The organism is Bacillus salacetis (assembly GCF_049177075.1).
GTDB classification, from domain to species: Bacteria; Bacillota; Bacilli; order Bacillales; family Bacillaceae_B; genus Rossellomorea; species Rossellomorea salacetis_A.
Map to the genome: position 1 here is coordinate 965,452 of NZ_CP185377.1, position 19,014 is coordinate 984,465.

At 42.3% G+C, this 19,014-nt stretch carries 20 protein-coding genes; 13 read left to right on the top strand and 7 right to left on the bottom strand.

Translation table 11 applies throughout. From position 1 onward, the window contains the following. Positions 1-92 precede the first annotated feature (92 nt). Entirely contained in the window at positions 93-545 is a 453-nt protein-coding gene (locus ACOJQI_RS04835) for an RrF2 family transcriptional regulator (protein ID WP_421383907.1), read from the bottom strand. A 195-nt stretch (positions 546-740) separates the two neighbouring features. Here ACOJQI_RS04835 and hmpA point away from each other — a divergent pair, with 195 nt between their 5' ends. Continuing rightward, positions 741-1,952, top strand: coding sequence for an NO-inducible flavohemoprotein (gene hmpA, locus ACOJQI_RS04840; protein ID WP_421383908.1), 1,212 nt, complete (start codon positions 741-743; stop codon positions 1,950-1,952). A 94-nt stretch (positions 1,953-2,046) separates the two neighbouring features. On the opposite strand, the gene ACOJQI_RS04845 is transcribed toward hmpA, so the two are convergent. Then, positions 2,047-2,202 carry a hypothetical protein gene (locus tag ACOJQI_RS04845; protein ID WP_187442715.1) on the bottom strand — a complete coding sequence of 52 codons (156 nt, stop codon included), beginning with the start codon at positions 2,200-2,202 and terminating at the stop codon, positions 2,047-2,049. 180 nt (positions 2,203-2,382) lie between these two features. Between ACOJQI_RS04845 and ACOJQI_RS04850 the strand changes: the two genes are divergently transcribed. Beyond that, the gene (locus ACOJQI_RS04850) at positions 2,383-2,757 is read left to right on the top strand and encodes a DUF1992 domain-containing protein (RefSeq protein WP_421383909.1); all 375 of its coding nucleotides are present in this window, start codon (positions 2,383-2,385) and stop codon (positions 2,755-2,757) included. Between the two features lie 41 nt (positions 2,758-2,798). On the opposite strand, the gene ACOJQI_RS04855 is transcribed toward ACOJQI_RS04850, so the two are convergent. Then, positions 2,799-4,343 (bottom strand): methyl-accepting chemotaxis protein, encoded by a 1,545-nt coding sequence (locus tag ACOJQI_RS04855; protein WP_421383910.1) that lies wholly within the window; start codon positions 4,341-4,343, stop codon positions 2,799-2,801. 153 nt (positions 4,344-4,496) lie between these two features. Here ACOJQI_RS04855 and motA point away from each other — a divergent pair, with 153 nt between their 5' ends. The 6 genes from motA to ACOJQI_RS04885 all read left to right on the top strand — a co-directional run bounded on the left by motA (position 4,497) and on the right by ACOJQI_RS04885 (position 10,726). Beyond that, a complete protein-coding gene (motA, locus tag ACOJQI_RS04860; RefSeq protein ID WP_421383911.1) occupies positions 4,497-5,297 on the top strand; it encodes a flagellar motor stator protein MotA in 801 nt (266 codons plus the stop codon). Then, positions 5,281-6,051 carry a flagellar motor protein MotB gene (gene motB / locus ACOJQI_RS04865; RefSeq protein ID WP_421385394.1) on the top strand — a complete coding sequence of 257 codons (771 nt, stop codon included), beginning with the start codon at positions 5,281-5,283 and terminating at the stop codon, positions 6,049-6,051. The genes motA and motB overlap by 17 nt, the downstream gene beginning before the upstream one ends. A gap of 129 nt (positions 6,052-6,180) precedes the next feature. Beyond that, positions 6,181-7,554 (top strand): alanine/glycine:cation symporter family protein, encoded by a 1,374-nt coding sequence (locus ACOJQI_RS04870; protein WP_421383912.1) that lies wholly within the window; start codon positions 6,181-6,183, stop codon positions 7,552-7,554. A 226-nt stretch (positions 7,555-7,780) separates the two neighbouring features. Beyond that, a complete protein-coding gene (locus ACOJQI_RS04875) occupies positions 7,781-9,097 on the top strand; it encodes an FAD-dependent oxidoreductase (RefSeq protein WP_421383913.1) in 1,317 nt (438 codons plus the stop codon). Positions 9,098-9,135: 38 nt separating this feature from the next. Further along, entirely contained in the window at positions 9,136-10,080 is a 945-nt protein-coding gene (locus tag ACOJQI_RS04880) for a class I SAM-dependent methyltransferase (RefSeq protein WP_421383914.1), read from the top strand. A gap of 124 nt (positions 10,081-10,204) precedes the next feature. Beyond that, positions 10,205-10,726 (top strand): type 1 glutamine amidotransferase domain-containing protein, encoded by a 522-nt coding sequence (locus ACOJQI_RS04885; protein WP_421383915.1) that lies wholly within the window; start codon positions 10,205-10,207, stop codon positions 10,724-10,726. Between the two features lie 59 nt (positions 10,727-10,785). Here the strand turns inward: ACOJQI_RS04885 and ACOJQI_RS04890 are convergent, their stop codons facing one another. Then, positions 10,786-11,010: a DUF1128 domain-containing protein gene (locus ACOJQI_RS04890; protein ID WP_119547518.1), complete on the bottom strand. Its 225-nt coding sequence runs from the start codon at positions 11,008-11,010 to the stop codon at positions 10,786-10,788. 631 nt (positions 11,011-11,641) lie between these two features. Between ACOJQI_RS04890 and ACOJQI_RS04895 the strand changes: the two genes are divergently transcribed. Next, positions 11,642-12,022 carry a YtxH domain-containing protein gene (locus ACOJQI_RS04895; RefSeq protein WP_421383916.1) on the top strand — a complete coding sequence of 127 codons (381 nt, stop codon included), beginning with the start codon at positions 11,642-11,644 and terminating at the stop codon, positions 12,020-12,022. Positions 12,023-12,046: 24 nt separating this feature from the next. Beyond that, positions 12,047-12,892, top strand: coding sequence for a YihY/virulence factor BrkB family protein (locus ACOJQI_RS04900; protein WP_421383917.1), 846 nt, complete (start codon positions 12,047-12,049; stop codon positions 12,890-12,892). A 261-nt stretch (positions 12,893-13,153) separates the two neighbouring features. Here ACOJQI_RS04900 and ACOJQI_RS04905 read toward each other — a convergent pair whose 3' ends face one another. Further along, positions 13,154-15,082: a heavy metal translocating P-type ATPase gene (locus tag ACOJQI_RS04905; protein WP_421383918.1), complete on the bottom strand. Its 1,929-nt coding sequence runs from the start codon at positions 15,080-15,082 to the stop codon at positions 13,154-13,156. 182 nt (positions 15,083-15,264) lie between these two features. After that, the gene (locus tag ACOJQI_RS04910) at positions 15,265-16,446 is read right to left on the bottom strand and encodes an MFS transporter (RefSeq protein ID WP_421383919.1); all 1,182 of its coding nucleotides are present in this window, start codon (positions 16,444-16,446) and stop codon (positions 15,265-15,267) included. 116 nt (positions 16,447-16,562) lie between these two features. On the opposite strand from ACOJQI_RS04910, the gene ACOJQI_RS04915 reads away from it, so the two are divergent. Next, positions 16,563-16,949, top strand: coding sequence for an OsmC family protein (locus tag ACOJQI_RS04915; RefSeq protein WP_421383920.1), 387 nt, complete (start codon positions 16,563-16,565; stop codon positions 16,947-16,949). A gap of 106 nt (positions 16,950-17,055) precedes the next feature. Here the strand turns inward: ACOJQI_RS04915 and ACOJQI_RS04920 are convergent, their stop codons facing one another. Next, positions 17,056-17,475: a pyridoxamine 5'-phosphate oxidase family protein gene (locus ACOJQI_RS04920; protein ID WP_421383921.1), complete on the bottom strand. Its 420-nt coding sequence runs from the start codon at positions 17,473-17,475 to the stop codon at positions 17,056-17,058. A gap of 316 nt (positions 17,476-17,791) precedes the next feature. Between ACOJQI_RS04920 and ACOJQI_RS04925 the strand changes: the two genes are divergently transcribed. Together ACOJQI_RS04925 and ACOJQI_RS04930 are read left to right on the top strand one after the other, a co-directional pair. Then, on the top strand, positions 17,792-18,673 hold the full coding sequence (locus tag ACOJQI_RS04925) for a YfkD family protein (protein ID WP_421383922.1): 882 nt from the start codon (positions 17,792-17,794) through the stop codon (positions 18,671-18,673). Between the two features lie 136 nt (positions 18,674-18,809). After that, the gene (locus tag ACOJQI_RS04930; protein WP_421383923.1) at positions 18,810-18,986 is read left to right on the top strand and encodes an SE1561 family protein; all 177 of its coding nucleotides are present in this window, start codon (positions 18,810-18,812) and stop codon (positions 18,984-18,986) included. The last annotated feature ends 28 nt before the right edge of the window (positions 18,987-19,014 follow it).

Genomic DNA, 19,014 nt, shown 5'->3' on the forward strand with positions numbered 1-19,014 from the left:
TTATCCCAATCTGTAAAAATGTAAATAGCTTGATAGGTTAGCAGATTATTCCTGAAAAAAACCGGCAGATATACTGCCGGTTCTCGAGAATTTTAAGAATTGGGAGGATTGTTCAACGAAAAAAGCAGCCGATAGTCGTCAGGGCTTTGTACGAGATCCTGCAGTGTATATTGGTCCAGGACGTTTAAGTAGGCATCCAATGCCTTTGCAAGTACGTGTTTCAGCCCGCATACAGGTGTGATGATACAAGTGTTGTGTTCAGAAGAAAAACATTCCACTAAGTGGAAATCATCCTCTGTTTTTCTGACAAGTGCTCCTATATTAATTTCACCGGGGGATTTGGCTAGCCTTATACCGCCATTTCTCCCGCGGATTGTTTCGATGACTCCCATTTTTCCAAGTTCATGTGTTACCTTCATCAAATGATTTTTGGAAATCTGATAGGAATCGGCAATTTCTTTGATATTGGCAAGCTCGTCCTTTTTTCTGGATGCGAGATAGATCAGGACGCGCAATGAGTAATCGGTATATAACGTTAATTTCAATTGCTTCACCTTCATTGGGGCAGCCGGATAGAACTTTCAGAGATGGGCTCCCGGGATATCTACATTATACAATCTTACAGGCAGGGCTGTCTAAATGTGTCCATTTTTTTAAAGATGTATTTTAAATATTGCTTTAAGGATCTTTTAGGTCTACGATAAAGATGTATTCAAAATATATCTTTGAGGAGCGATTACATGTTAGCTCAAAAAACAATCGACATCATTAAATCAACAGCCCCGGTTTTGGAAGTGAAGGGAACTGAAATTACAACTGTATTTTATAAAAAAATGTTTACAAATCATCCCGAACTATTAAACATCTTTAACCATGTCAATCAAAAGAAAGGGCGCCAGCAGACAGCTCTTGCCAATACGGTTTATGCAGCGGCCCAAAATATTGACCGCCTGGAAGCCTTGCTGCCGGCAGTAAAACAGATTGCACACAAGCACCGCAGTCTAGGGATCAAGCCTGAACAGTATCCAATTGTGGGTGAGCACCTGTTAATGGCGATTAAAGAAGTGCTTGGGGATGCAGCGACCGATGAAATTCTTGAAGCCTGGGGTGAAGCCTACGGAGTCATCGCTCAAGTCTTTATTGATGTGGAGGAGGGCATGTACCAGGATGCCGAGTCACAAAATGCAGGCTGGAGGGACTTTAAGGATTTCACTGTGGTAAAGAAAGAGGAAGAAAGCTCTTTGATCACTTCCTTCTACCTAAAACCGAACGATGGACAGAAGGTACCGGCCTATCTGCCGGGTCAATACATCACCATCCGTCTAGGCATACCAGGCGAAGAATATCTCTTCAACCGCCAGTACAGCTTATCGTCAGCTCCTAACGAAGACTACTTCCGGATTTCAGTGAAGCGTGAAGCGGAACAGTCTCCCGAGGGAAAAGTATCAAACTATCTTCACGATAAGGTTAATGAGGGGGATGTGGTTGAGGTCAGTGCGCCAGCTGGTGATTTCCACCTTGATACAGAAGACCATACACCTGTCACATTGATTAGCGGCGGTGTTGGTATTACACCAATGTTCAGTATGCTTGAGACCATTGCGGACAATAATCCATCAAGGCCAACGATATTTGTCCATGCCAGCCGCAATGAGGAAGTCCATGCATTTAAAGATGACGTCACAGAACTGGTTAATGCGATGGAGAATGGAAATGCTTTCTTTGTTTATGAAAAACCAATCGACCCGCAAACGATTTGTGATCACCAAGGATACATTAACACGGCTGTTCTCGAAAGACTCGTCGATAGAGACAGTGTGTGCTATGTATGCGGACCTGCTCCATTTATGAAAGCGGTGGTCTCTTCCTTGATGTCCATTGGCATCCCGGAAGGCAAAATCCGTTATGAGTTCTTTGGTCCTGCCATGAAATTTGAACTTCAGGAAGCATAAGAGCTTGAAACACCCAGGGATTTGATTCCCTGGGTGTTTTTTTGAAAATAGTAAAAAGGAGAACCAGCAAGTACTGGTTCCCCCTGGCTAAGAATCAATCCCCATCTACACGGTTTTTGAAAGCTTCCTGTGTAACGATATATTCTTCGTCTTCAATTTTTTCTTTCGTATGTTTTTCAGTCAGTGAGTCTGAAGGATAGTTTCCCGGATGGCCTTTCTTTTTGTGCTGAAAAGATTTACCTCTGCTCATGATCGACACCCCTTTCCATTGTACCTGTGATTAGTTTTTCCACGACAGTCAAAATTATTAAAAGCTGTTTAGGTTGAAGCAAATTTCAAAAAATTGACTTATATGTAAGGGGGAAGGTAAGGAGATGAAGGATATAATAGAAGGACATAGTAACCAATGAATTATGAGGAGGGGATCCAGATGGACTTATTTACAATACTTTCTGAACAGAATATCAAGAAAGCATATGAAGACGGAGAATTCGACCGTTTGCCAGGATTCGGAAAGCCCCTGAAATTAGAAGACGACTCAAGTATCCCGGAAGAACTCCGCATGGCGCACCGTATTATGAAAAATGCTGGTTTTTCAACTGAAGAAAATGCCCTGAGAAAAGAAATGCTCCGCATTGAAGATATGATCAGGGATTGTGAGGACCAGCTCGAAAAAGAAGGCCTTAAAAAGGACCTTAATGAAAAACTTCTGAAGTTTAATGGGCTGATGTCCAAAAAGAGAATCAACACAAATAGTTCCGTTTTCAAGAACTATGAACATAAAATAGAGAAAAAATTGTTATAAACTAAACGAGCATCCGCTTTAAATAGGGATGCTCGTTTTTATTACTGCTTATCTATATTGGCTTGTATCTTTTCTGCACTTTTTACAGTTTCATTTACATAACCCGCAATCGTGTTGGTGTCGTCATTCAAAGTTTCAATAGTGGCGCTGACTTCTTCAAGTCCTGCAGATGCCTCTTCAATGACGGCAGCAAGTTCTTTAGTGGAAAGTTCCGCATGGACAGTCTGCTGTTTAACAGAGTTCGAATTATCCGCCAGGGTATGGAATTCAGTCTGTAGCAGCTGAAGTTTGGATCTTAACTCTTTGAATGAACTGCTCACATCTTCGACGGCTTGAACGTTGTCTGACATTTTGCTGCTGCTCAAATTCATTTTTTGGAGTGCGGTAGAGTTTGCCTGATTGACTGAAGCAAGGTTTTCGTTGATACGTGCTGCGGTATTGCTGGTCATTTCAGCAAGCTTTCTGATTTCCTCTGCTACAACAGAAAATCCCCGCCCTGCTTCACCCGCTCTCGCAGCTTCAATAGAGGCATTGAGTGCAAGCAGGTTTGTTTGCTCCGTTATCCCCTGAATTGTGCCGATGAAACTATTTGTTTCTTCAATTTTATTTGTTAGTTCAGTGAATGTTATACTCAGCTCATCAATGAAAGTGTTTAACTCATTCATATTAAGCTGAAGCTCATCTGCTTTTCCGGTTCCATTGATGGCCGTATTGCTGGCTTCTTCAGAATGCTGGAAAAGCACTTCTGCCATTGAGGCCATCCCTTCCATTTTTCTCATCGTTGTCTCCGAAATAGATGCGATACTATTGATTTGATCGCTCTGCATCTGGCTGCCTGCAGAAATTTCCTGGAGAGCGGCTTTCATTTCATTGTGAGATATCAAATGATGCTGGATTTGATCATTAACCTTCTTGATACTCTGGAATATCGTTCCCAGTTCAGCTTCCAGAAGCACTTTTTGGTTCTCTTTTTTTAGGCTCTCTTCCTCTGCGTCAGCGATGAGCATTTGAAGCTGTGCAAACTGGTTGGTGTTAAGCTTTACCACTATGAATAACAGGATTCCGAGCATTATGTATACCAAGACACCGGGAACAAAAATGGAATCAATCTCGCCGGCACCCTTAAAGAATAGTTTATTCAGGATAAAGAGGACAAAGCCTGCCCCATACCCGATGGCAAAAAGCGACAGTTTAAAATGCAATGCAGAAATAACTGCAAGGAAAAGCAGAATGATAAGATTGTTGCCGGAACCTCCATTGATAAAAATATCGGCTCCGATAATTAAGTAAATTACCGGGATGGTAAAGAGGGGAAACAACTGATATTTTTTTAAGCCCACTTGAAAAATAAGAAAGAAAACAATCATGGCCGCAAGCTGTGCGGAGTACAGCATGGTCTCAATCAGTGGGTTATGATTGAACAGGGTATAGGATATGGCAGCCAGTAAGGAAGCGGAATACAAAATAAGCATCAGGATATTCTTCCTTTTTAAATCCTCCAGTTTCAGATCCTCAATGGTCATTTTTTGTCTCTCCTGTCGAATGTAGTAGTCTTTTCTACTAATTTCATCGGTATATTTCACCATTTTTCAATAGCATAATTGGAAAATTTTAAAAAATACTATCAAATTCCCGAAACCGACTTTAAATAGTAAATCTTTGAAAAGCGAAAATTGTCCTTCAATTTTTTCGGCAACTTCCGATATAAATAGTAAGAAAAAAAGTATAGGGTGAATTCTATGGATAAAACATCGTTAATTGGAGTCGTATTGGGAGTTGTGGCTGTTGGTGTCGGAATGGTGCTGAAGGGTGTTCCTGTAGACAGGCTGCTTAACCTGCCAGCAATTTTAATAATTATCTTCGGTACAATAGGAGCGGTAACCATCGCCTTCCCGACTTCTGAAATAAAAAGGGTACCGAAACTATTCGGTATCATCTTTAAGGAAAGCAAGCTGCAGGAACCTAAAAAACTTATTACTATGTTCTCTGAATGGGCAGACCTTGCACGAAGAGAGGGATTGCTGGCATTAGAAGCAAGAACTAATGAAATTGAAGACCCTTTCTTGAAAAATGGCATGGGGCTTGCGGTTGATGGGCAGTCTGCCGACTATATCCGTGATGTTTTGAATGAGGAAATCGACGCTATGGAGGAAAGGCATCAAGCAGGTGCTTTGATTTTCACCCAGGCAGGTACTTACGCTCCAACTTTGGGAGTGCTTGGAGCCGTAGTCGGATTAATCGCAGCATTAGGACATATGGAGGATATAGCTTTGCTCGGTGAAGCAATATCAGCTGCATTCGTTGCCACCCTGCTGGGGATTTTTACAGGCTATGTTCTGTGGCATCCATTTGCCAACAAACTGAAGCGTAAATCGAAGGAAGAAGTTAAACAAAAAGTGATGATGATAGAGGGAATCCTCTCCATCATTGAAGGTGAAGCTCCACGAGTGATAGAGCAGAAACTGGCCTCGTATCTGCCTGCCAGTGAAAGGAAACGAATAACAGATGAGGAAGTGGTCACTGATGGCGCGGCGGCGTAAAAAACATGACCACGAAGAACATGTAGATGAATCCTGGTTAATTCCTTATGCGGATATTCTCACATTATTGTTGGCCCTTTTTATTGTGCTTTTCGCATCAAGCAGTATTGATGTGAAAAAGTTTCAGTTAATGTCCAGTGCTTTTAATGAAATTTTTGTAGGCGGCCCCGGTGTAATGGATTATCCTTCCCCTGTACCTGAATCAGAAGCTGATCTTGGAGATGACAAGCAAGTTCAAGAGCAAAAGCTTTTAACAGTGGATGAAATCGAGGCAGCCAAAAAGAAGGACAGGCAGGAATTAGAAGAACTGCAGAAAAGGGTGGACGGCTACATTGCCGCGAATGAACTGCAAAAGCAGTTTGCAACGGAATTAACTTCCGAAGGCCTGCTCCTGACTATCAGGGATAATGTGCTGTTTCAGTCTGGATCGGCTGTGGTGGGTGCAAAAGACCAAGGGGTGGCAAGAGAATTATCGGGATTATTGGAAATGGATACACCGCGAAGTGTCATAATCAGCGGCCATACCGACGATGTTCCGATCAGCAATGCGAACTATGAGTCAAACTGGGAACTCAGCGTCATGAGGGCTGTCAATTTCATGAAGATCATTTTGAAAAATCAAAACCTCGACCCGCGTTGGTTCAGTGCCAAAGGCTTCGGGGAATTTAAACCGTTAGCAAGCAACGATACAAGTGAAGGAAGAGCCGAGAATAGAAGGGTAGAAGTGTTGATTTTACCGAGGATGATGCAATAGAGAAAGGCACCTGTAACCAGCGGGTGTCTTTTTTTTGTGAGGAATCACCCGAATTCTAAATATTGGAAAGTTTAGAAACGGAATGGCAAGGGTATCTACTATTAGAATTTTTACAGGGGGTTTAGCAGATTGGATGGATTTTTGGAAGCAGTAGGAGCGGTCTCGGCATGGCTTTGGGGACCACCGGTAATCATCATTTTAGCAGGTACGGGTATTTACCTGACCTTATTATTGAAATTTGTGCAATTCCGGTATCCGGTTTACATATTTAAGCAGACATTAGGAAGTATCTTCAAGAAACCGAAAGGGGAAGGGACGGTCACACCTTTGCAGGCATTGACATCCGCCCTTTCCTCCACAATCGGTGCAGCTAACATTGTGGGTGTACCGGCTGCCATCATGTTTGGGGGACCCGGCGCTTTGTTCTGGATGTGGGTTATTGCCCTGATAGGGATGGCACTTAAGTTCTCTGAAAGTGTACTCGCAGTGAGGTACCGGGAGAAGAATGAGAAAGGCGAATTTGTCGGCGGGCCGATGTACTACATGAAAAACGGCTTGAATATGAAGTGGCTGGGCGTCTGGTTTGCCTTTGCACTAATGATTGAATTGATTCCGAGTATCATGGTCCAAGGGAATGCAGTTGCCTCTACTGTTCAAGAATCGTTTGATGTAGACGGCATGTATACTGGTATTGCGATTGCGTTGGTTGTTTCATTAATTGTATTCGGCGGGATAAAAAGAATCGGGAGAGTAACTGAAATGTTTGTTCCTTTCATGGCGATACTTTATGTTGGAGCATGTTTAGTCATCCTGTTTATGAATCTCGAAAAACTGCCAAATGTGTTGAATTTGATATTTACCCATGCATTTCAGCCAATGTCTGCAATGGGAGGATTTGCCGGAGTTGCAGTGGCTGAGACGGTCAGGTGGGGGTTTGCAAGAGGACTCTATTCAAATGAAGCTGGTCTTGGAACCGCGCCGATTGCCCATGCTGCAGCTACGACCGACCATCCTGTCAGGCAAGGGCTTTGGGCTATTATCGGTATTGTGATCGATACATTGATTGTGTGTACGGCAACAGGATTCGTCGTCATTTCATCGGGCGTATGGACTGCAGAAGGGGCACTCGATAATCCGTCAGCACTAACTACGCAAGCATTTGAGAATTATCTCGGAAATACAGGAAGCCTGATTGTGACGATTTCATTGATCTTTTTCGTTTTATCAACAATTGTCGTGATCATTTTTTACGGGGCGAAACAAGCCGAATTCTTATTTGGTCTAAAGGCGGCTTTGGCCATTAAATTCATTTATATTGCAGCCATAGTCCTGGGTTCTGTTGGTGCAGCGCAAGTCATTTGGCAATTCCTTGACTTAGCCCTCGTCGCCATATTGGTTCCAAATATTTTAGCTGTCTTGCTGTTGAGCAAGGAAGTGAGAAGGCTGACCAAGGAATTCTTTACTTCTGAACATTATTACCTTAAAGATGTAGGCAGGAAATAATATATAATGAGTGGCTGCTGTATTCACGTACAGCAGCCGTTTTTTTGTTTTATCTACAAAAAAATCCACTTGCGTGCAACAAGTCGGCATGTATCCTTATTTTCCGGGAAATAATTCAACAAATATTTACCATATTTTTACGCTCTGGATGGCTATGTATTCCGCACATCCGCTTGTTTCAAAAGAGAGAAAAAAGGATAAATACCGGTAAAAGGCGGTGATAGAATTGAAAACTGATGTATTTATATCAGGAGGAGGAATCGGCGGACTGACTCTCGCTCTTAAACTTGCGAAGTGCAATATTGATGTGACAGTGATTGAACGTCTGCCCGGACCGACGCCTGTATATAAAGGGGAACTCCTGCAGCCTAAGAGCCTGGGGATTTTTGACGATTTAGGCTTGTTGGATGAAGTGAAAGCGAATGGACATGTAATTGATGAGTTGAATCTTGTGGAAATAGATAAGAATTCCGGAACGGCTGATGAGTCAAATATGAAATATAATGTGGTCCCAAGTAAATATTCCTATTCCTTGATGATCCATCATGAGAAATTAAAGGAGATCATCAGAGACGCAGCCATGGAATTCCCTTCTTTTCATTATAAATCGAACAGCAGCTGCAAAGGATTTTCAGACGGAAAGGCTGTGGTGGAGGACAGGAAAGAGAAGAAGGAAGAGCTATACGAGAGTTCGTTCTTTATAGGTGCAGAGGGACGGGTATCGGTGACCAGGCAGGAAATGGGAATTGAGAAAGAAGAAAATGAGTACAATCATCACTTTCTTACAGTGACTTTTCCGCGCCCACCTTCTTTTACAGAAGGGAAAATCATTTCGACGTTTGACCGGTTTCTGGGACTGTTCCCGCTGCCTAATAATGAAGTGCGTTCGGTTTACCTCATTCCGGCAGGAGAATACAAGGAAATCAGGAAAAAGCCGATTGAGTATTTTCATGATCTATATATTGAATTATGTCCGGAGATGGATGGGTATGTGAACCAGATCGACAGCTGGAAAACCATCCAGTTGATGGTGCCGGTCGCCTATCACACGGATCATTATATAAAAGATAATAAAGCATTGATTGGTGATGCAGTCCATACTGTCCATCCCATGGCCGGTGAAGGGATGAATATGGCGATCCAAGACGGTGATGTGTTAGGTGAGCTTCTATGTGATATGTTCGCTAAAGATAAACTTAACGAAGAAAACCTGAAATGGTTCCCGCATGTCCGAAGGGAAAGGGTCAAAAATCAAATGAAATTGAGCCATCTCTCTGCACTTGCCTACTCGTATCCGTATAAGTCGGTCGGCAAACTGAGAAAAAGAAGCCTGAAGCGAATCGAACAGGATCCAGTTCTCCATTTTAAACAAATGCTGAATATCTCGGGACTGGGGATGTGGCAGGACACAGTAAAAGACCGTATGATCCAAGGAGGCTTGCTTCCAAAACGGAGTACACCCCTGACGACTGAAGAGAAAGCAGAAAAGCTATTCACCGAAAGAGAAGATTATCCGTGGAAATGGAAGGAGCAATTAGTATGATAAGAGAGTATATAAGGGTTTGGCGGGCTAGGGGATGGATGAAGAAGAATATGCCTTTTCTGATCAGCTGGCATGCTTATGTAGGATATGAACTGGACTTGTTCAAGTCCTTCAAGAAACCGGTCTCAATCAGTGAGGTGGCAGCTGAAAGGGAACTAGAGTATGATCTCCTAAAACAATGGGTCGAGGTAGGGATAATCCTGAAACATTTTAAAAGGGTATCTGCCGAGAAAGTCAAAACGATAAAAAAATGGAAGCTGCCAAAGTCAAAATCCAATCGATTTTCTTCAGGCATCATCTTGAAGGAAATGATGGAACTTCACATTCCTTCGCTGCTGGCCTATCCGGAACTACTCAGAAATCAAAGCAAGCAGCATTTTGACTCGGATGTCCATGGCCCGACCGTGGCAAAGACCTCAACACTATTGGAACAGCTCGCATATCCAAAAGTAGAGAAAGTGATGAAAAAGTATAAAGTTGATTCCGTTTTGGATGTCGGCTGTGGAGAAGCAGGATATTTACGCAAACTGGCAAAAAAATTCCCCGATAAAAAAATGGTCGGAGTGGAAGTGAATGAGGAAGTTGCCAATAATGCAAGGGAAGTTGTTGAAGAACATGACAACATTGAAATCTTAAATAAAGATATTAATGAGTATCAGCCTCAGGATCAATATAAGCTGGTGATGGCGAATAACCTCCTTCACTATATTGAACCGCAAGAAAGGGCAGGTTTCTTTCAGACTGCTGCAAAGTGGATCGAGAAAAACGGTGCGCTTTCCATAATCACCCCGCTCCAGAAACCAAAGCATGGAAAAGAATTCTCAAGTGCCTTTAACAGCTTCTTCATGACCTTTGATAATCTCTACCCGGTGCCAACTGAAAAGGACCTGAAAAGCTTTGCCAAGAAATCGGGATTGAAAATGGATACCATAGACCCGGTCGTCAAAGAAGGCGGCTGGTATATAGCTGTTTTTAAAAAGTGAAGAACAGGTGAATTTTTACAGGGAGAATATTTTTCCAATATTTTGTTACGCTCATCAGGTTTCTCAAAATCGTAAGCGGGAATTAATGAAATGTAGAAAAAATGCTATAAAGGAGAGGTTGCAAATGGCTAAGATTGCATGCTTAGTAACAGATATGTTTGAAGATGTAGAGTACACCAAACCTGCAGATGCATTTAAGGATGAAGGGCACACAGTCGTCACCATTGAAAAAGAATCAGGCAAGACGGTAGAAGGCAAGCAGGGGGAAGCAAAAGTATCGATTGATGAAAGTATCGATAATGTAAATCCTGAAGACTTCGATGCCTTATTCCTTCCTGGAGGATTCTCTCCTGATCAGCTCCGCGCTGATGAACGATTCGTCAAATTTGCGAAAAGCTTTATGGAAAGTGACAAACCAGTTCTGGCAATCTGCCATGGACCACAGCTTCTGTTGACAGCGAAAACATTGGAAAACAGAGATGCTACTGGTTTTAAATCCATTAAAGTCGATATGGAATATGCCGGTGCAAACTACAAGGATCAAGAAGTAGTGGTTTGCAAAGATCAGCTTGTAACAAGCCGTAATCCAGATGACATTCCGGCTTTCGTCCGTGAATCACTTAAGCTGTTAAAAAATGCATCCTAGTAGATAGTAAATAAAGGACCGCCAATTCCCGGCGGTCCTTTTGATTGTGCTGATGTCTATTACTGCTTTCTCAGGTTTCCAAGCTCTTCAACGATCGCTTGCATCTCACTTGGACTGAAGTGGTTTTTACGATCAACCATTTCGTAAATATCTCTAAGTTCTTCATACATTTCACCATCGAAATGAGAAGGTTTGATGGCACCGACATTGACCACCCTTAATTTCTCTTTGATTTTTTCAATCATGAATTCTACGTTTTCTGGTGATTTTTGTGAAAGATCCATGGTTTCATCCATCCTTTATTATACTTTAATCATTAGTAACATCTTTTCATTATTGAGGAGGGATGTCAACTTGAAACCGCTATGCGCAGGGGAATCAGAGCCTGTTGATATGTTTGAGAAATGATAGGAATGGATAAATAATACTATTGTTTAACCCCATCGAAAGTATAAGTTATGCATGTCTCCCTTCAGGACTAATGACAAGTCTCTTTTTTATCTAGAAAAAAGAACTATAGCAGCAAAAGCAAAGGACATTTAAACTATGCTTTCATTAAAAACTAAAAAAATCCCTTTGCTTTTATAGTTATTTTTTCGAAGGTTGATTGGAGTGGAAGGTGTGTGACCTCCTGCGGGACTAGCGGGACAGGTGAGACCCCGCAGGCGAAGCCGAGGAGGCTCAACGCCCGCCCCGCGGAGTCGCACACCTGGAGCGGAAATCAACAAAATTATTCCAATTGCAACAATCTGTACGAAAAGAGCCTTTTAAAAAAGGGAAAAACACTCTTGAAAAAGAAGTAGAAGGTAAGAAGTGTTTTGCGCCTTAGTGTTTGTACTGCTCTTTTGCATCAATGTATGATTAAACAAACAAAACAGGTGCAAGCTAACAACATTAATGTAACGGAGGATGAATATGGGAACGAAGAGATTTATCAAAGGTTTGGTTTTTGGAGCGATGGCCGGCGGGTTCATCACACTGCTGAATAAAGAGACGCGGGAAGACGTGATGAATAGTACAAAAAAGGGCAGCGAGTTTATTGGACGGTATGCCCGCGACCCTCAATTGCTGGTGGCATCCACTAAAGAAGTATATGAAAAGGTCAGGGAGACCGCCCAGCAAATCGGAGAGGATATGGAATTCATCAATCAAAAGGTAGAAGAAATCAAAGAACTCTCTCCTCAAGTAAAGGATTTAATTGAAGATACGAAAGAGACGATCCATTCATCCTCTGAATCCTATAAAGAGGTCTTTACTGAGGAGGATCATCATTCCGCCAGCACACGAGTGGAGTAATACAGCAGAACAAGAGGTGAAAGGATGACGAAGAGGAGTAAAACTGGAGGAATAAAGGGCTTCGGTAAGAAGTTATTTCAAAAGATATCTGATGGAGATGTAACAGGACTGGCAGCACAGCTGGCTTATTTTTTCCTACTATCACTTTTTCCATTATTGATCTTCATGGTAACCTTGCTTCCTTATCTGCCTTTTGCACAGGAAGACATACTAAACGTTATCAGGGATTTCGCACCAGGTGAAACGATGGAGATGATTCAGTCGACGATTAATGAAATCATGTCAAATCGCAATACAGGCTTGTTATCATTCAGTATCATCGCGACTATCTGGTCTGCATCCAATGGGATGAATGCCATTGTAAGATCATTGAATGATGCGTATGAAGTGGAGGAGACCAGGTCTTTTATTGTAACAAGGCTTATGTCAATCGTGCTGACCATTGCCATGATATTTGTTTTTATTATTGCCTTACTGCTGCCGGTATTCGGACGGCAGATAGGATTGTTCCTATTTTCCCAATTTGGCTTCTCGGATCAATTCCTGACCATTTGGGGCGCAATCAGATGGGCAATCTCGCCAATTATTTTGTTTGTCGTGTTTGTGGGTCTTTATTTTATTGCACCAAGTAAAAAAATAAAGTGCTTAAGTGCGGTCCCAGGTGCTGTATTTGCTACATTAGGCTGGGTAGGCGCCTCACTGGCGTTCTCTTATTATGTAAGCAATTTTGGGAATTACTCCGCTACTTATGGAAGCATCGGGGGAATCATTGTCCTGATGATCTGGTTCTATCTGACAGGCATCATCATCATGATAGGCGGCCATATCAATGCCATCATGAATGTGAAGAATTCAAGGGATTGCAAATAACATAAAAAAAGAGTTTACCGACATTTACCGGTAAACTCTTTTTTCCGTTTGAACAGACTATTTAGAAGAGGCTCTTTAATAAAATGGCCTTGAACATCAAAGGGAGGAATAGACGATGACAAAACATACAAAAAAAGACGGCGGTACTAAGCAAAACAGCAAACAAAAATCAAAGAACAAAACATCCGGTTCTGCTAACGGACAAAACGGATATCACTAGGAATTGAAAAAGGGTTTCCAGCCGGGAAACCCTTTTTTATATCAGGAGCGCAGTAATCTTAAACCATTTAAAATAACCAGTATAGTGCTTCCTTCATGACCGATTACTCCAAGAGGAAGGTCAAGGATTTGCAGGAAGTTAGAGGCAATCAGGACAAAGATGACAGACAGTGAAAAAATGATATTTTGTTTCACAATCCGCTGCATCTTCCTGGATAGCCGAACAGCATCAGCAATCCTGTTCAAATCATTTTTCATGAGGACTATGTCGGCTGTTTCCAGGGCAACATCTGTACCTTCTCCCATGGCAATCCCTACATCTGCTGTTGCTAAAGCAGGGGCATCATTAATTCCATCACCCACCATGGCAACCGTTCCATATTGATCCGTCAGCTTTTTAAGTTCTGTAACTTTTGTTTCAGGGAGACACTTTGCGATAAAATGATCTACATCCGCTTCAGAAGCAATTGCTTTTGCGGTGTCGTCACTGTCACCTGTCAGCATTATGGTGAAGAGTCCTTCTGTTCGCAAGGACTTTAACGCTTGCTTGGTTTCTTCACGGATAACATCTTTTAACGCGATCAGCGCAGCAATTCCATTTTCATTTGCTACAAAGACTGTTGTCTTTCCTTCTGAAGCCAATTGCTCAGCCTTCCCGCCGGCAAATTCAGCTGCCTTATCAATACCGACAAACTCAGCTTTGCCGACTTTCCATTCCTTCCCATCAATGACAGCCTTTAACCCCCATCCTGACACATCTTCTACTGATTGAGGTTCTAACAAGTGAAGGTCAGGTTCGATTCTTTTAGTGTGTTTTACAATTGCCTGGGCGAGTGGGTGGTTAGACTGGTTTTCAATCGCGGCAGTAATACCTAAAACATCACGTTCAGAGATGGTGCCGTCTGTAATGACATCTGTCACTTGGGGATTTCCTTTGGTGAGCGTTCCAGTCTTATCAAAGGCAATAGCCTGAAGATTGCTGAGATTTTCAAGATGCATGCCGCCTTTGAAAAGTATTCCGCTCCTTGCACCGTTTGAGATGGCCGATAGAGTTGCCGGCATTATAGAGGCAACCAGCGCGCATGGGGATGCGACTACCAGGAGGACCATTGCCCGGTAGAATGTTTCGGTCCAGCTCCATCCTAGAAGGTAATGCGGCAGGAACATCATCAGAAGAACTACTGCCAATACAATTTTTACGTAAGTTCCTTCAAATTTTTCAATGAAAAGCTGAGACGGGGACTTCTCGCTTTGAGCTGAATGAACGAGATCAATGATTTTTTGAAAAAGTGTTTCACTGCTTGGCTTAGTGATTTCAACTGTGATGGCCCCGTTCAAATTCACTGTCCCGGCGAACACTTCATTTTCAACAGATTTACTGACCGGCAGCGACTCCCCCGAAATGGCTGCTTCGTCAATAGTGGTGGCACCCTTTATAATCAGGCCGTCGGAGGGGACTCTTTCCCCCGGCTTGATGAGGATGTGATCACCAATGGAAAGCTCTGAAACGTGGACCAGTTCCTCCACACCCTTGGTTACCCTCAAAGCTTCTTCCGGCTGCAGGTCCATCAGGGAAGAAATTTCCCGCTGGCTTTTATTCAGGGTGTACGTTTCCAGTGCACCGCTGATCGCAAAAATGAAAATTAGGATGGCGCCTTCGGTCCAATATCCAATGATGGCAGAGCCGATAGCTGCAAATACCATCAGCATTTCTACATTTAATTCCCGGTTTTCAATCGTTTCTTCAATTCCTTCCTTCGCTTTGGCAAATCCGCCGATGACGAATGCCAGCAGATAGAAGGTGATCGACAATGAAGAGGAATCATTTGCTGTCAGCCAGCCCATCAAGATGAAGACACCGCTTATGAGTGCAGCGATTAATTCGGCGTGCGGCTTAATTTTATCAAGATAAGTATGTGATGAGGTTTCGGCAGGTTCACTTACAGACATTGTCTTTGCATGTGAGCTCATATTCTCTACTCCTTTAAGGTTAATTGATAACAATAATCAGCTTCATTTCCCCAATAAAACGACGAAAGCTGCCACCTTTTGCAGGTGACAGCTGTAATGCCTAGAAAAAACAGAATTTTCGTATTTGATTGTTTAAATTATTTTACCATACAGTTTATGCTTTTGGAAGCAGGAAGTGACGGTTATTTCCGGCCAGCTGTTTGTAGGGGGCTTTTTTCTTTCCCATAGAACATGATGACCAGGAAGATGATTAAAAGAGTGAAACTAATAATCATGAAGAAACTGACGTTTTCAAATAACTCAATGAACATTCCACCGGTATACGGTCCAGCCAGGCTGCCAATGCTGAAGGCCACTCCGCACAGCAAATTTCCTGTCGGCAGGTATTTACTTGGCATCAAATCTGTCATATAGCTGATCCCAAGAGAGAAGGTGGACCCCACAACCATGCCTGCGATGAAAAGAGTCACAGTCAGTGCAGGCATTAGATCTTCAAGGAAACTCGCTGCGGTAAAACTGATAAAACCGAGTAATAGAATGGTGAGAAGCACCTTGCGCCTTCCATATTTGTCACTCAGAATCCCCAGTGGAAGCTGGAAGACGATCCCCCCAATGGCGAACGACGTCAAGAGTATCGACACACTGGTGACGTCAATACCATTCCTTAGCCCGTAAACCGGGAAACTGCCGTTAAGCGATGCTTCAAGAAATCCATATCCCAAAGGCGGCAGGAAAGCAACCCAGCCATATTTAGTTGCTTGCTTAAAGCGGGACATGGTGCTCCGGAAAGAGCTGACCTCCATTGACTGTTCAGGATATTCATTTTTTAAAACAAAAAGGAATACCCATGCTGCAAGACATAATAAGGAAGAGAGAATGAACGGCAGCGATTCATTTACTTCTACTAAAGGTGTCATTAAAGGGCCGACCGCAAAACCCACACCAAAAAACAGTCCGTAAAGGGAAATATTCCTTCCCCTCTTGTTTTCCGGGGAAAATGAGGTGATCCAAGTCTGTGTTCCAAAATGGAGAGCATGGTCACCAATGCCGATCAACATCCTGAGTGCAAACCAGAACCAGAATGACTTCCAGAGAGGAAAGAAAATGAGTGAGAGAATGACAAGCAAACCTCCACCGATAATGATAGGCTTATATCCGAACTTCCTTAGCGGGTCTTCCATAAAGGGAGAGATCAACAGTATCCCGATATAGAGTCCCGCAGCATTCAGGCCGTTATGGGAGGAAGAAAGCCCGTCCCCTTCAAATATGACAGCGATAAGTGGAAGAAGCATGCCTTGAGAAAAGCCCGATATAGCGACAATGCTGATCAACACCCAAAAACGGAATTTCATTTGTTTATCCATGTATCTATCTCCCGACGATTTATTTCCTTTACGATGGTATCGTCATTTCAAAACATTGGCAAGATAAAAGATTATGGAGTACACTTTTCTACAGAATATAAGAAGGAGTGATCGTTGTGGAATTCAAAATGAAGGAAGGCGGGTTTGTTACAGACCTTCCTTATGGCCAATTAGACATTTCGGGTAATGAAGAACATGGTTTTCGCCCTTATCAGCTGATGGTATCATCCATTGCAGTATGCAGTGGTGGGGTGTTGAGGAAAATACTGGAGAAGCAGCGAATCAGCTTCGAGGATATTTCTATTAAGGTAGATGTAACCAGGAATGAAGAGAAGGCGAATAGAATCGAGAAAGTCGCTTTGCATTTCACAATTACAGGAGAAAATCTGAAAGAAGAGAAAATCCAAAAAGCGATGGAACTGACCAGAAAAAACTGTTCGATGGTCCAGTCAGTGACCGGAAGCATCGACATCGAAGAAACCTTTGAAATAAAGGCCAACTGAATTTAGCACTTTAAAGCACTAAGGGGGACTGTCCCCCTTAGTGCTTTAAAGTATTACAGAATATAAAAAGACCGCGGGGGTCACCCGCGGTAATTCTTGTAATAGATCAGAGGCTTAATTCCTGTGGTTCTTTTCCTACTCTTTCATAGTAAAGGATCGTTTTGGGAGTAAGCCGGAGAAGCATATATTCCGGATCATCGGGAGCTGTAATCCAAGGTTTGAGATGATCATTCCAGAATTTTTCCTTCAGTTCTTCTGATTTTTCAATTTCAGCAGATGCCTCAATTTCCACATAATGCTCATGGCTGCTGTCTCTATCATAGCCAAGGAGGATATGGACATGAGGATTCTGGGCAATATCCTCGGCCTTATGGGCATGCTGGTTGGTGGCAGTGAATAAAGTCAGCTCTTCATTAAAAAACATCATGAAACGGGAATAGGGCTGATTATTTCTAATAGTGGCAAGGGTTCCAACTTTATGATTGGAGAATAATTCAATGACCTTTTCTTTTAATGTCTGGGACATAGTTTCAACCTCCTTTAAATGTACGATATTAATCTGTGTTATTGGAGATTTTTTTAACCAAACTTTTATATAGGCGTGAAAAAAACAAGGAGAAAGCTTTTCAGCTTTCTCCTTGTTTTTATTAGGGAATTTAGGGAATGAAAATCTGTTCTGCCGGTTGGACCGGCTGGTTATAACCAAATTATATAATGAAAATTGAATTTTGTGAATATTCAATTTTCATTATTAGAAATTTTTTTAAAATGATTGGATAACTACGAAAACAACGGAAAAACTAACTACAGAAAAAGCATAAGCAAGAAGGGAGTCTAACAGCATGAAAATTTTACGGATCGTACTTATGATGTTCTTCATTTCATCTATGATTCTGCCGGCAGCTTCGGCACAAGAGAAGGAAAATAAACAGCAGGCCCCAAAACAGGAAAAAGTCCAGAAGAAGGATGAGGAGAAAACAGCTGAGAAACCAGAGCCGAAACCAGCTGAACCGAAAGTTAAAATTCCTTCTTCCGTATTGAATATTGCCAAGGAAAATACGTATCCAAATCCTACACAGGATCTTCCTTATCTTCAACCAAGTGATTTAACAGCAGAGCTGATTGAAACTTCAAACGTCAAAATAGAAAATCCTAACCTTATCCGCATGTTCAATGAGTCGAGCATGAATAAATCACCCTTTGCCCTTGGATTGAGAGCCACTATTTATATGGGTGAATGGCCTTTGAATTATGAATCGACGGAAACAGCACCAAACTGGGAATATCAAAAGATAAATACCAATTACTTTGACAACAGAGGCGGAAATCAAAACTATCAAATCCATTATGTGCAGGAAGCGCAAAAAACGATTAAGGGCGGACTTACAGCAAAAGTGCCCCATTCTGATGATGTACAGAAGATGATGCTTTTAAAAGCAATGGAAAACTCAGATCTTCCGCTTTCCTTCCAAACCATTGTCGGGGCAGGAACGAAGAAAGATCATGTATATAATATAGCGCCCAAGCGACTCGGATACCTATATGGATACGCTCCTGCGGTGAATGAAAAAGGGAAAGTAACGTATGGAGAAGTATACCTGGTCATGAAGGGTTCAAAACGAACGATCGTCGTTAAAAATGTTACATCGCAGGGAATCGGGGCCTGGATTCCGGTTCAAGACCATGTTTCTTTCGGATTTGTTACTGCCGATAAACCTCGTTAAAAATAGCAGCTGCTGACCCCGGGGCAAGTTCGGGGTCAGTTTTTATTAATTAAGAAATGTTTTTCCTGCAATGCTTGTCAATTGTTGCGGAATTCGGTACGATGATAAAGGAAATTCAATCAAAGGAGCGAACACATTGGGTAAAGCTGCAAGCAACAGAGACGACCAGGTGTTATATTTGAAACAGAGATTAGGCATGTTCCTGGAAGTGCTTGATTCAATTGACCCTGAACATACGGAATTAGAAGATATCGACCGTTTAATCCAAATGATAGATGATCTGGAGATGAAGGTTGATCAATTCAAGAAATAAATTAAGAGCCTTAATGGGCTCTTTTTTT